The organism is Desulfatibacillum aliphaticivorans DSM 15576, from assembly GCF_000429905.1.
Taxonomy (GTDB): Bacteria; Desulfobacterota; Desulfobacteria; order Desulfobacterales; family Desulfatibacillaceae; genus Desulfatibacillum; species Desulfatibacillum aliphaticivorans.
Genome location: NZ_AUCT01000011.1, coordinates 22,359 through 36,907 on the forward strand (window position 1 = coordinate 22,359; position 14,549 = coordinate 36,907).

Below are 14,549 nucleotides of genomic sequence, written 5' to 3' on the forward strand. Positions count from 1 at the left end.
TACGGGTCAAATGCAACCTAATGGGGTGCGATTCACCGGCCAGTCGCGGCATGCAATGGACGCGCGATGCGCGTTCAAAAAGACCAGCAAACAGTGCGCTTACATGGCTTCACGAATTCTAAAAATATGATTCGGTCACCTATTTCCCGTCCGGCCCCCATCGCCCATATTTCACCCTAATAGTATTTTTTCTTAAAACGCGGCGCCGGGGGCTTGCAATTTTATGCATTTAAGAGCGGCGGGAATTGTTAATGGAAATAAATAAATATGGTTATACAACCTTGTTGCAATAATCGCTTGCCTTGCCATAATCTGCCTGCTAAGATGATCTTGTAAAGTTTGAACATTATCGGCCTAAGGGAATGCTGTTTTTCTTATTGGTCAGTGAAATCCCGGTTGATTTGTCTTATTCCCATTGATTTGCAACCATGCTTTTTAAATAACAAATTGCTTTTTCGGACTGTTTTGCTCGCCTGATTCGGAGGTGTTTTCATGGGCGTTTTGTACGATGTTATGTTGAACGATGAAATTCACACCCAAGTGGTATCCGATTATATGGCGCTCATCAGCAACCAGGTTCAACGGACTTCCGGTCCTTCCGGAATGGTCATCAAGACCGCCTACAAAGCATTGAAAGGCGTAAAGCCCGGATATATTGAAGAAGTGGTGGAAATCCTTTTGCCTTCCTTCATGACGGTCCTGGATGGACATTACGAAGAGTATAACGAAAACGGGGCCAAGGCGCCTTTTCATGTATGGATCGAAGGCCGCTCCCCCGCCGTGGCGGACCAGCTTCTGGAAATCACGGACGAAGTCATTCAGCACGCAGACAAAAAAGTAGTTGTGAAAGTGTACAAAGGCGTTCGCAAAATCGCAAAAAAGCATGTAACCGCGGCCATACCCGACATGGCGGCCGTGACCATGAAATATATGGATTAGTTAACCCCATCAATTAACATTCAGCCCATCAGTAAGATTTGGAGAATCTACCATGTTGCAGGCCCCTGAGACCAAGCTCACCCGTATTGGAGTCTTCTACGACGGAAACTTTTTCTATCACGTAAGCAACTATTATAAATACGTGCATCCACGGAGAGCCCGCCTCAGCGTTGCGGGAATTCATGAATTCATCAAGAGCCAGGTGGCGGAATCCGAAGGCGTGGATCCCAGGTACTGCCAGGTGGTGGACGCCCATTATTTTCGCGGACGCCTGGGCGCCCAGGAAGCGGAGCAGCGTCAGGTGCTCATGTCCGAACGCGTATTTGACGAAATCCTCATGCGCGAAGGCATTGTAACCCATTACCTGCCCTTGGGCGCCAGGGGAGAAAAGGGCATTGACGTGTGGTTGGCTCTGGAAGCCTTTGAACTGACCGTGCTCAAGCATTTTAACGTAGTGGTTCTCATCGCCGGAGACGGAGATTACGTGCCCCTGATCCGCAAGATAAACACCCTGGGAACCCGCATCATGGTCCTGGGCTGGGACTTTGAATACACGGACAATCAAAACAACAAACGCCGCACCGTCACCTCCGTGAACCTGCTGGATCAGGTGACCTATCCCATTCTCATGCATACGTTGATTGACGATAAAACCCGGCGCAACGACCCGGTGGTGCATAACCTGTTCGTCAGGCCCGACTCGGGGAGCAACGGCGGCTCTGCGTACAGCCGAAGCGAGTTTCCCGCGGAAGTTCCCGCAGCGGAGCCTTGGGAAAAGCCGCCCCAAGCTGAAAAGCGCCGCGGCACCATCCAGAGCCTCAAGGACGGCTACGGCTTCATCCGCACGGACACGCCAGGCAAGAACATGTTTTTCCATCGCACCAACCTGCTGGACGTGGAATTCGACGATTTGTGCGAATACGACGAAGTGGAATACATCCCGGGAATGAACGATCGCGGCGAGTGCGCCCTGGACGTGACCCGCGTGGCCGCCGTGGGCAATGCCGACCGGAAGCCCAAAATTTTCGACATCGAGGACGAGTTGGAAGAAGAAAGGCGGCGCCAGATAGAGGCGGCCAAGGCTCAAGGCCTTGATTTTGATGAGGAGGAGGATTCCTATCAGGATCAGGACCAAACCCCGGATCAGGACGAGATACAGGAAAAGGACGAGATCCAGGAAGAGGACGAGGATCGGCAGCCCACCGAGGAGGAAGAGCAGAGGAATTTCTCCCACGCCAGCAGCTTGTCCATCTGGGAAGAGTGATCAACTCAGCCATTATTGAATCCCCAGCCCCGGCCGCAACCAAGCGGCCGGGGCTTTTTTTTATTCCTTCCAAAGCGGCAATCTTTTCTGGACGAATTTTCCCCCCGGCAAAATTTCGCCATGCATCTTCTGCATGACTAAACCCAAATACTGTTTTATTTCAAATATATATCTAAATGGCGCCAAATTTGATACATATCAAAATCGAATTCAAAACAGAAAGGAGGTGAAAAAATGATACGCGGAATCAATAGCGGTGCAAGCTATTTGATCGCCCAGGATATGGAGCCGGAAAAGCCGGAAAGCCCCTTTGAACGGATCGACTTCAATGAGGACGGCGTCTTGGAGATGAGCGAACTGGAAACCTTCGCCTCCCAAATGCCGGAAGGCGCGGGGCCTTCCCTCAGCGCGTACGATCTGATTGCGGAACTGGACACGGACGGCGACGCCCTCCTGACCCGGGAGGAATTCGACGCCGGCAGGTCCGGCGGTCTTCCTCCAGGCGCCCTCATGGGGCTTTTCGGGGAAATCGACGCGGACAAGAACGGGGAACTGGACGAATCCGAGATTGCGGCCTTTGTAAAAGCCATGGATGAAATGGACGGAGCAGGCGAGATTGCTCCCGATATCATCGCGGAGCTGGATGCGGACGGCGACGGCGTTCTCTCCCTGGAGGAACTTGAGGCGGGAAGGCCGGACGGCCCGCCTCCCCACATGACGGGGGCCATGAGCGGCGGTCAGCAGGCGGGGGCGAATGAGACCGCGCAAGTGCAGGAGGAAACGTCAACCGAAGAATCAGACCCTTTGGACGCGAATGGGGACGGGTTTGTGGACGCCAGGGAAGCGGCCGCAGGCCTTAATTTAAGAGCCTGGATGCAGGTGCATCAAAAATCCGTTATTTACGGCTCGTACGGAAAAGGACAAAATTCCGTCAACCTATCGGCATAGGAAGGCCGGGCTTTAACAAGCAGTTCCGCCGGCGCACGGAGTTTTTCCCAATTCCGGTTGCGAAGGACAACTGTCGCAAGTTTTCGGGGACCGGCCGATCCTCTCCGGCGGCGGCTTCCCCTCCCCCCTTTCAATCAACAAAGGCTTACGCGGCCTGGCACGCCCGCCGTGAGAGGAAACCCCTTTACCTTCCCGCCGGGCTCCTGTATATCTTTTTGCGTTATCCAAATCCTTCCTTGTTCTGGCTGGCCTCTATTTCGAAAGGGACTACACCGTGTCTGATTCCAAGGAATACAAGAAGATCGTCCGGTCCTGGTGCATGTACGACTGGGCCAACTCCGCCTTTGCTACCACCATGATGGCGGCCATGTATCCGCCTTTTTTCCACGCCGCCGCGGTTAAGGCGGGCTTCACACCAGCCGGCGCAACGGCCGCCTGGGGCTATTTTGCCGCCGCCGCCTTGTTTATTGTGGCTGTCAGCGCCCCCCTGCTGGGCGCCATGGCGGATTACATGGGGCGCAGAAAGCTGTTTGTAGGCTTGTTCGCGGGCCTGGGAGTCATTTGCACCTGCGCCGCCGTGTTTTTGGGAGACGACACATGGCTCCTGGCCGGGTTGCTGTTCATGGGCGGAAACGTAGGCTTCGCCGGCGCCAATGTCTTCTATGAATCCCTGTTGCCCCTGATCGCCAAAGAAGGGGACGTGGACACGATCTCCGCCAGGGGATACGCCCTGGGATATCTGGGCGGCGGGCTATTGCTGGTGATCAACGCCCTCATGGTCACCAAGCCGCATTGGTTCGGCATGGAAGGCGTGGGCTTTGCGGTCCGGGCGTCCTTTTTTTCCGTGGGCGTCTGGTGGGGCGTGTTTTCCATTCCCTTACTGAAAAACGTGCCTGAACCGCCCAGGGATGTGAAAAACACCTCCAAAATTCCCATAGGAGAAGGAGTCGCCAGGCTCGCCGCAACATTCCGGGACATCAAAAAATATAAGCAGCTGCTCATTTTTCTGGCGGCCTTCTGGGTGTACAACGACGGCATAGGCACCATCATCAAGATGGCCACGGCCTACGGCAGCGAAATCGGCATTGGCATGACCCACCTTATCGGCGCCCTGGTTTTGACCCAGTTTATCGGCATGCCCTGCGCCATCGCATTCGGCGCCCTGGCCAATCGAATCGGCGCCAAAGCCTGCATTCTCATCGCCCTGGGAGTATACGTGATCATATGCATTGCAGGATATTTTATGAGCACGCCGCTGCATTTCTACATCCTGGCCGGTCTCGTGGGCACGGTGCAGGGAGGCAGCCAGGCCTTGTCGCGGTCCTTGTACGCAGCCATGACGCCCAAGGCAAAGGCCTCGGAGTTTTTCGGCTTTTTTTCCTCCAGCGCCAAAATGGCGGGAATCGCCGGACCTCTGGTCTTCGGCGCCGTCAGCAATTTCGCCGGGGAAAGCCGGCTCTCCATATTCTCCCTGATTGTCTTTTTTGTGGTTGGCGGCCTCCTGCTGATAAAAGTGGACGTCCAGGAAGGAATTGCAGCGGCGAAAGAATAACAGGAGCCAATCCGTAAACGGCTTAGCCGTCTTTATTGGAAGCGTTTTCTAAAAGGCAGTCCGAAGGCTCGCCGGTGTGCTTTTCCGTCCGGTTTCTCCCGCCTTCCTTTGCTTTGTACAAGGCTATGTCCGCCCGATTCAGCAGGCTTTCCGGGCTTTCGCACTCCTGATATTGGGCCACGCCAATGCTGACCGCGGCTTGTATGGCTAACTGATTATAAGTGGTCACGCTGGAACCGACCGCTATACGGATTTTTTCGGCAATCAAAAAGGCGTCGTCCAGCGTGCAGCCGTGAAGAAGCGCCATAAACTCCTCCCCTCCCCAACGGCCTAGTGCGTCAGACTTCCGCACGCTTCTTTCCATGTTTTTGACCAGGTTCTTTAAAACCGCATCTCCGGCAAGATGCCCGAATGAGTCGTTAATTTGCTTGAAATGATCGAGATCCAGCATGATCAGGGAAAGCGGATCGCCACGGCGGCCGGCCTCTTTTATGGCCTGGCTGAGCAATATATCAAAGGCCTGACGGTTATAAATTCCGGTGAGCTTGTCCGTGGACGCCATTTCTTCCAGGCGTTTCTGATAATAGGATATGGCCAGGTTGACCAATATCAGGACAATGATGGTTACAAAGGCGTATATAAACAGATTAACGACCACGGCATTGTGAATTTGGCGTAAAGCGCCGGACTCGGACTGTCCTACGACCAAAATCCAATCAAATTCGGGTATATAACGGACATTATACAGAATCGGCCCCCAGCCTCCGTCCATGGTAAAGGCCCCGTCCCGGACTTTCAAAGCCTTCGTCACGAGAGGCGCCATATCGTTCATATCCAACAGACTATTTTCATGGTCGGAAAACTCCCGGCCGTGAAGCATCAGCCGGCCTTTCATATTCAGGAAAAAAATCTCCCGGCCGTATTGCAGCTTATATCGCTCTATGAGCTTTTTGACAGCGCTGATGGTCAGGCCCACCCCGGTGACGCCGATAAAATTGCCGTCGTAGTCATAAATGCGGTAATTGACGAAAATCGTCATGGCGTCTTTATTGCCAAGGTCCGGGTCTATGTTGATCTCATAATCGGTTTTCATCTTACGCACCCGGTAGTACCACTTGTCCCGCGGCTCTTCCGGGCTGACGGTTTTTAAAGGCCCTGACGAGTGATAATAGACGCCGGTTTGCTCCGAAACCAAAAAACTGGTGAACGTGTTGTATTTTTGCTGGATTTCATTAAGATAATTGGTAATCTGATCGGAGTTCCGCTCCCCCTGGATAAGCCAGTCCCGCACAAAGGTGTCCGTGGACATGAGGGACGAAATGAACACGCTGCTAAGCAGGTCCCTTTGGATTTCCGAATATACGTTATCGCTGGTCAGGGGCAGTTCATTCTCAGCGATTTGCTTTCGGACGGTCTCCCGCACGACGTAATAGTTCGCCAGGGTGGTGACCACAAAACCTGAGATCAAGAGAACAGTGACAATGGCAATCAAATGATTTTTTTTCCGCAGCATATTCTTTCCCGTCTTTCCGGCGGTGCAGGGCCTCAAGGGTCCGTAAAGTGGTAAAGGTGAATTATGCAAAAAGCATTCCCCCTGTTGATCTTTTCGGCGATCCTTTTTCTGCTCTTGCCTGCAGGAGCTTTTGCGGATGAGATCCCCCCCGCCCAGGCGGCCAGCGTCAAGGAAATCCCCCTGGAAGGCCCGGCGTCCTCCCCCAAGGCCGAGTTCTCCGGCATGGACTGGCATATGGAGCGGCTGATTCTGTTGCCCCAATACCCTGAAAAATTCAAGCATGAAGGCTCGCCCAGCCTGTTCGCAATCCCCAAAACCCGCATTTTGTCATATCTAAACGGAACCGCTTCCGAACCCATCCGGCCCGAGCAAATCTCCTTTGACATGGCATCCGTCAAAAAGGCGATGGAAAAAATCTCAGGCAGGCGCGGCTGGCAGGGTTTTGAAGCCATCGCATTTTCAGGCCATGAGGCGGTTTTCTCCATTGAGGCGCACGGCCGGGACGGCATGCTGGGATTTCTGATTCGGGGGCGATTTAAAAATGAAGGGACGCACATAACCCTGGACGAAAAAAGCCTGACTTCCATCCCCATGCCCGTGCAAATATCCAACAAAGCCTACGAAGCGATATTCACCGCGGACGGAAAGGTCTACGCCATATACGAGGCCAACGGATTGCATGACAACCCTTCGCCCCAAGTCCAGGTTTTTGATATCTACGGGGAGTCCGGGCTCCGTTATTTGGGCGCCCTGCCCTTCCCTCCGGCTGAATACCGAATTACGGACATCACGGCCTGGAGGAAGGGCGAACCTTTGACGGCCGTCAATTATTATTTTCCCGGAGACAAAAAGACATTGGACCCGATCCCGGACCCCAAAGGGCCGGTGGAGCAATTGGTCTTTTTCTCCTTTGACGGAAAGGCCATAGCCAAACGGCCGGAGCCGCCCATGACCCTCATCAACCGCACGGGCAAGCCGAGAAACTGGGAGGGAATCGCGCCATTGGACGACAGAGGATATCTTCTGGTCACGGACAAATGGCCCACAACCATCCTGGCTTTTGCACCTCGTTAAAAAAAGGGAGGACGCTGGATTCCTGATAACTGCACTCGGGAATGACGGATAAGAAGCATGGCGGGATTGTAGGGGCGCTGCTTGCTGCCTGGGGCCGCAGGCCATGAGGCGCGACCGCAAAAGATTGCAGGAATTAAGAGAGGCCGACGGACGGGAAATTTGTATGAAACCGTGCTTTTTTGGTTTTTAAATCCGTATGCGATAGATGAATCTGATTTATTTTCAGATTCTTATATATACATTCCCACACGAAGCATGGGAACGAGCCCATAGGCGCCCTGTTATTGGTCCATGAACTCCTGCGCAAAGCGCCATTTAAAAAGTTTTGATCAAACTTTTTCAAAAGTTTGCCGCCGGAGGCAAACTGTTTTGCTTTTCGCTTTTCGCAGTTTTATCTTTTCGTTTTTTGCTCTTCAGGCGGTTCAGGGCACAGCTTTAAGCAGCTCCACCAGGGTTTGGCCAAAGACTTTTTTCTGCCATTGCCGGACTTCCTGACATTCGTCAAGCTCCCTGATGGATCTCGGCTTGTTGGAGGCCATGGCCTGGATTTGGGCGTTGGTGAGCACCACGGAGGATTCCACGCCCAGTTCCTCGCCCATTTTCTCCCGCCAGTCCTTGAGGACCTTGGCGCGTTTGGGAGCCTTGGGGTTCAGGGGCGGCCGTTTTTTCCGCGGGTAGGAGGGCAGTTTTTCATCAGGCACGGATTTGCCCGCCTTGATTGCCCGGATGAGTTCGTGTCCGAACATCTTGGCCTGTTTGGGCGAAAATCCGTGGAGGGACACCAAGCCTTTGGTGTTGAGCGGGCGCTTTTGGGCCATTTCCAGGATGGGCGTGTTGCCCAAAACCTTGAACAAAGGCCGGTTCCATTTTTTGGCCAGGTCGTCCCGGACGTGGAGGATGTTTTCCAGCACCTGGAGGCTTCGGGGATCCAGCTTGCCGGCGCCGCGAAACCGGAGGAACAGGGGGCCGTCATTGGGCGGCATGGGCCGGGCGTGGGTCAGGATTTCGCATTCCTCCTCCACCCAGAACAGGCGGTCCTTTTCCACCAGTTCCTTTTTCAGGATCTCGGCCAGTTCCAAAAGATGAACGGTGTCGTTGGCGGCGTAGGCCATCATTTCGGGCGGCAGGGGGCGAAGGGACCAGTTTTTCTTTTGGTATTTCTTTTCCAGCTGCACGCCGAACCGGCTTTCCAAAAGCGGCGCCAGGCCGGTTTGGGGCTCTCCCAGAAAACGGGCGGCCACCTGGGTGTCGAACAGGTTGTGGAGTTCAATGCCAAAATCCCGGAACAGGCAGCGCACGTCGTAATCCGCTCCATGGAAGATCTTCTGGATTTCGTCGTTTTCCAGGATAGGCGCCAGAGCCTTGACGTCGCAGTCGCACAGGGGGTCTACAATATAGTTCAAACCGTTGGAAGTAATTTGCAGCAGGCAGGCCTTTTCCTGGTAATGGAACATGGAATCCGCTTCCAGGTCCACGGCGATGCATTTTTGCGATTGCAGGCTTTGGGTTAATTCCGCCAAAGCGTTATCATTATTGATTAGAACAAAATCAGGGTCTTCGGGTTTATGGGGAACAGGTTTTTTCGGCATCTTGTTTTGCAATATATGGTTTTTTCTCCGAATTCGGCCTGCGTCGAACCGGGGCTTTCTTTATGGTTTTTTGGGAATCAAACAAAAGTCTCCAAGAATGACTAGCGGTTTTCCCGAAGTCTAAATCATCTATTTTAATCATTATTAAGCCTATGGTGTCAAGGGTGTATGCAAACGACTAATTTTTTGCGAGTTTTAAGGAACAATTTTGCGGCCGAAAATGGAAGGGCGGGACCGCGAGGTTCGCTATTGCTGAACATCTTTCGGAGCCGCAATAAGACTCGTAAATTAAACCTTTAGGCCGCAGAAAACCAAAAGCTATAGGCAAATATTGGCGAGACGGCGTTTATTACTGGCGGTGAGTTTCAAGAGGGCCAGCCGTGGCAGCGTTTTTGGCTGCCAGGGTGCGAAGCGCAATAAGGGCGGCCTTGGAATAAATTCGAATCCAAGAAGGATTGGCGTCCCCAAAAAGCAGATAGAATTCGGGTGTTGGAAACGGCGCAGGTTCGCCATAGTGCAAAGGGTTTAAGAGGCGCCCAGGTCGTCTTATTGGCCTGACGGCCCCCGGCATTGCATGCCGCGGCTGACCAAATAATTGCGCCGCACTTCTCGTTCCCATGCTTTGCGTGGGAATGCATACATAAGAATCTGAAAACAATTAATATTCATCTATCTACAACAGATTTTAAAAACAAAGAAAAGCAGAGCAAGCCCCGAAGCCGCATCGCTTCCAAACATGACAAAAGTTGGATTTGATTTGTAGTTGCAGGCCCCCGCGCCAATCCTGCACGCGCTTTGTGCGCGCCCAAGGCATCCACAAGGGGCGCCCTACGTCCGCCCTTTTGATTAAGGCCTGTAGGTCATGATCCTGTCGCAGTTCCTGACGTCAAAATGCAGCCAGGATACGCCCAACTCCAGGCTGCCGATCAAGGCGAAATCCGGGTCGTCGGGATTGGCGAGAATCTCTTGCCGCACCGCTTCCACGGAGGCGGCGCCGAACAAACAGTCCGCCGCCCGGCCGAAGCTGTGCTGACTGTATGGGCTGTAATAGGGGCTGTCCGAAGTCCTGAGCCCGCTCCATTCCCTGTCGCCGCCCCAGTGATAGTTGTTGACCGTCATTTTGCCGTAGCGCTCCCGCAACTTGTCCAGGGTCATGAGCAAACGGTCGTCCAGCAGTTGCCAGGCTTTTTCCCCGCGTTCCTTGTATACGTTAGGCGGGACAAGCTCGTGAATCGCAAAATGCTTGCACGTGTACATTGCAGCCTCCTCGTGGATTCGATTGACAAATACGCCATTTATACGGGTAATTATTGTTTCTTTTCACACTTTTTCGGCTGCGTCAATAAACTTAAGGGGCCTTAGCCGCGGAAAGCACGGAATACACGGAAGGATGCAAAGGCAAATCTACAAGCAGGATAAAGGATTCAAACATCATTGTCATCCGGCTGGTCCCCAGGCAAAGAGTCTTTTGAATGCATCGTTGTTTTGAGCATCTTGTTTGCCCGCGCGAGATGCACTTCTATTATGAGCAGCAATAAAATAAGAGCCGACGCTTCTTCCCTAAATTCTCCGGGGATTCTCTCGGGAAACAGAATGAGCATAATCAGATAGATTAAACCTAAATGTGTATATATTTGGGCGCTTCTGAGATAGCTTTTCACGGTTTTAAGATGCATATTCTGTCCCTTTGAAGGATACAGGGGCGCCTATTCATTCACGCCCGGGCCTATTTGGCGAATCGCGTTTTTAAGGTCTCTACAAAGGCCTGGTTGGCGCGTTGGGAGACAAATTCCAAGGGAGAGGCTTCCCGTTTGACTGCGATCCAAAACATGAGGCACAAAAACACGCCCGTGATCACAAAGTTGGGCCAGGCGTTCAGCGCCCACTGACCCTCCCACGACAGATTCAGGCCCTGATAAAACGGCGACAAATAGGGGATGGGCCATTGATCCCCGTCAGGCCCCCGGGCGCCCAGGATGTCGCAGGCCAGATGAACGTGCACGGCGGTGAAAGCCAGCAGCGCCGTCATAAATCTCCGTTGGGCCGCAAACCCTGCGGCAATGGTCAGGGCAAGGGCGAACCCCAGGTTGTGCCCAAGGACATGATGCCATTGGGTCCAGAAATCCGTAGGATGGGACGTAAAACGCATGGCGTAGTCCACCACGATGCCCGCGCCGTCCGCGTCGGGCAGGACTCCGGTCATGGTCACCAAAAACCGGTCCCGCTTCTCCAACTTCGCGGCGTTGGCAATGGACCAGCTTATGAGCAAATGGGTGATTGGGCTCATGGGGCGGCCTTCTTATGGGGTCAAATCCACGTTTGACGCTTGAACAAACGTCGGGTCGCTGCGCACGGATTGTCTTTGTTTTTTGTTCGGCATCGGCAACACGGCATTATCACAAGGTATATTCCGTTATACGGCTTCGCGTGACCCGACCTACGAAGCAAATACCCCTGAATGCGTCAATTCCATGGTAATATCATTGTTCTTGGGTGCAGGCAACAAGAATGCACCGAATACGGAACAACCTGGATCGGCTATACTCAATTCCTCCCGCAAGAAATAAGGCGGCATTCGCTCTGTCCGGTTTCCAACCCTGATGAATGACAGGAAAATCCATGGCCTGGAGCGCCTGATTCAGGACAAAGTATTTGACTCCCAAGGCCATGTGCATTAAGTTCACCGGGACGCCCTATAGCCGATAAGAAACGGAGTTTTGCGGCCCGCCTTTTTGCATGCAGGCGCGGCGCAATTCCGAAAAAAATCCAGGAGGTGCACCATGATCAGGGAAATGGTTTCCAACATCCGTTGGCTTGGCCACGACGGCTTTCTCATCAAGGCCGGGGACAAGAACATCGTCATCGATCCCTACGAACTGGAAAGCGCGGTTGAGGCCGACATCCTGTTGATCAGCCATGACCACTTTGACCATTGCTCCGTGGATGACGCGGCCAAGGTGGTCAAGCCCGGCACGGTCATCGTGACGGAAAAGGACTCGGCCGCCAAGCTCTCCGGCGACGTCCGGGTGGTCGCTCCCGGCGATTCCGTGGAAATCGGGGACGTGACCGTCGCGGCGGTTCCCGCATACAACATCAACAAGGATTTTCACCCCAAAGGCAACGGCTGGGTGGGTTTTGTCATTACCTATAACGGCGTCAAAATCTATCACGCGGGCGACACGGACTTCATCCCGGAAATGGGGGCCCTGGACGTGGACATCGCCCTGTTGCCCGTCTCCGGCACCTATGTTATGACATGGGACGAAGCCGTGGAGGCGGCCAAGAAAATCATGCCTCAGATTGCCATTCCCATGCATTACGGAGGAATTGTCGGAACCTCGGAGGACGCGGACAAGTTCAAGGCCGCCCTGGACGGGGTTTGCGAAGTGGTGGTGTTGGAAAAATGAAGAAAATAGTATGCACCCTGGCTGTCCTGTTTTTGTTAATGCCCGGCCTGGCTTTCGCCAAAAGAATGTCCGTGGCCGTAGACAAAGCTAACATCCGGTCCGGCCCGGGGACCAATTACGATATCATCTTTCGGGTGGAGCGGTATTTTCCGGTCCTGGTGGAGGATTGCGTCAACGACTGGTGCCGTTTTACGGACGTGGACGGTCAGGCGGGCTGGCTCCATAAAAACCTGCTGGACGACGTTAAGTCCGTGATCACCACCAAAGATAAATGCAACGTGCGCTCCGGCCCGGGAACCAATAATAAAAAAGTTGCCATAGTGGAGGCGGGAGTTCCATTTAAAGTCCTTACGACCAAAGGCCGATGGATCAAAGTGGAGCATGTGTCGGGAGTTGTGGGATGGATCCACGCGTCTTTGGTTTGGTAGAGAGGATTTAAGGTTATGGAATTCAATAAGAAACAAGGCGCCGGCGTCGTTGTCGGCGTAGGCTCGGCCCTCATGGATATTTTGGGGCACGAGGATCATTCCTTTGTTGAGAAGGCTGGCGGAGTCTTGGGCGGCATGGTTTACGTGGACGGCTCGCACATAGACGGCCTGCTGCCTTCTTTTGCAACGCCGCCCCAACTGGTTCCCGGAGGCTCGGCCTGCAACACCGTGGTGGGCGTGGCCAGCCTGGGAGGCGCAGGACGCTTTGTGGGCAAGACGGGCAGCGGCCCTTTGGGCAGCCAGCTCATCAATGAACTGAAAAGCAAGAACGTCCACCCCTCCATCATCCGGTCGGATCAACCCACGGGGCGGGTTTTGTCCATCGTCACCCCGGACGCCCAGCGCTCCATGCTCACCTATTTGGGCGCATCCAGCAGCCTGGAGCCCCATGAGGTCGGAGAGGACGTGTTCGAGGACGCCTCCGTGGTCCTGGTGGAAGGCTACCTTTTGTTCAACCGCGACCTCATCACGGCGGCCCTGTCCAATGCGAAAAAGGCCGGCGCCAGGGTCTGCCTGGATCTGGCGGCCTTCACCGTGGTGGAGCACGCCCGGGACTTTTTGGAAGACCTGGTGGACAAATACGTTGACATTCTCATTGCAAACGAGGATGAAGCCAAAGCCTATACGGGCCTGGAAGACGAGGAAGCCGCCCTGAAAAAGCTGGGCGAAAAATCCGAAATCGGCGTCCTGAAAGTGGGCGAGCGGGGCAGCTACATCCTGAATCAGGGGGAAATGACCAGGGTGGAGCCCCAATGCGGCGGCCAGGTGTGCGACACCACCGGCGCCGGCGATTTGTGGGCCTCGGGCTTCCTGTACGGCCTGGTCAACGGATACTCCATGGAAAAAGCCGGCCGGATTGGATCGGCTTGCGGCCATGAGGTGTGCCAGGTGTTGGGAGCGGGCATACCGGAAGAGGGATGGCGCCGGATCAAGGCGCTCATTGATTAGCGATTATAAGGCGGCCAACTGGGCTACTGGCCTGACCAGCAGACCACCGGGCGTGTAAACCTTTTAAAATCCCATTAACCTATTTCTCACAACGCGGACGGAAAGAATGGCAAACGCAAAACGCATTTCACGCAAGGAACTGTTGAACGAGCCCGATGAATTCATCACTATGACCGGTAAGGTGGTCAATTGGTGCCGGGACCATGAAAAGGAACTGTACACAGCGGGCGTTATTGTGGCGCTGCTTGTCGTCATCATTTCGGGCTGGACCGTGTTTTCCGCCCGGACCGAGAGCAAGGCGTCCACCATGTTTTCCGCCGCCCAGGCTAAATACGCCGGCATCATGACCACCAGTTCGGACGTCAAGCAAGCGGCTGTAGCCGTCAACGAGGATTTCAAAAACGTCGCCCAGGAGTACTCCGGGACGGACGCCGGCAAGCTGGCCACGCTCATGGTGGGCCAGACCGCCTATGACGCAGGCAACTACGACGAAGCCATTGAATGGTGGAACAAGAGCCTGAAAGCCCTTTCCGGAGATCCCATTGAAAGCAGCCGGGCGCTTTTGGGGCTCGGCTACGCTTATGAACAAACGGCGGACTACGACAAGGCCCTGGAAATGTACAACAAGGTTTTGGGCGTCAAAATGGGATTGGGCAAGGAAGAAGCCGCCCTGGCCGTAGCCCGCATTTACGAAGTCAAGGGCGACGCCGACAAGAGCGTTCAGGCCTACGAGAAATTTGCAGCCGACTATCCGGACTCCGCTTATGCGCAGATGGTCGAGGAGAAGCTGGCTGCCTCCGCAAGCTGATATTTTAGGCCCCACAATT

13 protein-coding genes are annotated in these 14,549 nt (G+C 54.0%); 9 read left to right on the forward strand and 4 right to left on the reverse strand.

Annotated elements, in window-relative coordinates; genetic code table 11:
* Nucleotides 1-492 precede the first annotated feature (492 nt).
* The 4 genes from G491_RS0112030 to G491_RS0112050 all read left to right on the forward strand — a co-directional run bounded on the left by G491_RS0112030 (nt 493) and on the right by G491_RS0112050 (nt 4,703).
* Nucleotides 493-939, forward strand: coding sequence for a DUF6918 family protein (locus G491_RS0112030; protein WP_012611076.1), 447 nt, complete (start codon nt 493-495; stop codon nt 937-939).
* 52 nt (nt 940-991) lie between these two features.
* Complete coding sequence (locus G491_RS0112035) at nt 992-2,203, forward strand: NYN domain-containing protein (protein ID WP_028314782.1); 1,212 nt, start codon at nt 992-994, stop codon at nt 2,201-2,203.
* A gap of 234 nt (nt 2,204-2,437) precedes the next feature.
* Nucleotides 2,438-3,151 (forward strand): EF-hand domain-containing protein, encoded by a 714-nt coding sequence (locus G491_RS33820; RefSeq protein WP_028314783.1) that lies wholly within the window; start codon nt 2,438-2,440, stop codon nt 3,149-3,151.
* A 274-nt stretch (nt 3,152-3,425) separates the two neighbouring features.
* Entirely contained in the window at nt 3,426-4,703 is a 1,278-nt protein-coding gene (locus tag G491_RS0112050; protein WP_028314784.1) for an MFS transporter, read from the forward strand.
* A gap of 22 nt (nt 4,704-4,725) precedes the next feature.
* Here G491_RS0112050 and G491_RS30555 read toward each other — a convergent pair whose 3' ends face one another.
* Entirely contained in the window at nt 4,726-6,216 is a 1,491-nt protein-coding gene (locus G491_RS30555) for a sensor domain-containing diguanylate cyclase (RefSeq protein WP_051327207.1), read from the reverse strand.
* A 63-nt stretch (nt 6,217-6,279) separates the two neighbouring features.
* Between G491_RS30555 and G491_RS0112060 the strand changes: the two genes are divergently transcribed.
* Nucleotides 6,280-7,290: a hypothetical protein gene (locus G491_RS0112060; RefSeq protein ID WP_028314785.1), complete on the forward strand. Its 1,011-nt coding sequence runs from the start codon at nt 6,280-6,282 to the stop codon at nt 7,288-7,290.
* 422 nt (nt 7,291-7,712) lie between these two features.
* Here the strand turns inward: G491_RS0112060 and G491_RS30560 are convergent, their stop codons facing one another.
* From G491_RS30560 to G491_RS0112085, 3 genes are all read right to left on the reverse strand, one after another.
* Entirely contained in the window at nt 7,713-8,879 is a 1,167-nt protein-coding gene (locus G491_RS30560) for a ribonuclease D (RefSeq protein WP_035218694.1), read from the reverse strand.
* 846 nt (nt 8,880-9,725) lie between these two features.
* Nucleotides 9,726-10,136 (reverse strand): hypothetical protein, encoded by a 411-nt coding sequence (locus G491_RS0112070; RefSeq protein ID WP_028314786.1) that lies wholly within the window; start codon nt 10,134-10,136, stop codon nt 9,726-9,728.
* Nucleotides 10,137-10,605: 469 nt separating this feature from the next.
* Nucleotides 10,606-11,166, reverse strand: a complete 561-nt coding sequence (locus G491_RS0112085; RefSeq protein ID WP_028314788.1) for a metal-dependent hydrolase — start codon at nt 11,164-11,166, stop codon at nt 10,606-10,608.
* Between the two features lie 493 nt (nt 11,167-11,659).
* Between G491_RS0112085 and G491_RS0112100 the strand changes: the two genes are divergently transcribed.
* The 4 genes from G491_RS0112100 (at nt 11,660) to G491_RS0112115 (ending at nt 14,530) form a co-directional block, all read left to right on the forward strand.
* Nucleotides 11,660-12,286, forward strand: a complete 627-nt coding sequence (locus G491_RS0112100; RefSeq protein WP_028314790.1) for an MBL fold metallo-hydrolase — start codon at nt 11,660-11,662, stop codon at nt 12,284-12,286.
* Nucleotides 12,283-12,714 (forward strand): SH3 domain-containing protein, encoded by a 432-nt coding sequence (locus G491_RS0112105; protein WP_012611086.1) that lies wholly within the window; start codon nt 12,283-12,285, stop codon nt 12,712-12,714. Before G491_RS0112100 ends, G491_RS0112105 begins: the two co-directional genes overlap by 4 nt.
* 15 nt (nt 12,715-12,729) lie before the next feature.
* Nucleotides 12,730-13,722 (forward strand): adenosine kinase, encoded by a 993-nt coding sequence (locus tag G491_RS0112110; RefSeq protein ID WP_028314791.1) that lies wholly within the window; start codon nt 12,730-12,732, stop codon nt 13,720-13,722.
* A 106-nt stretch (nt 13,723-13,828) separates the two neighbouring features.
* Entirely contained in the window at nt 13,829-14,530 is a 702-nt protein-coding gene (locus tag G491_RS0112115; protein WP_028314792.1) for a tetratricopeptide repeat protein, read from the forward strand.
* The last annotated feature ends 19 nt before the right edge of the window (nt 14,531-14,549 follow it).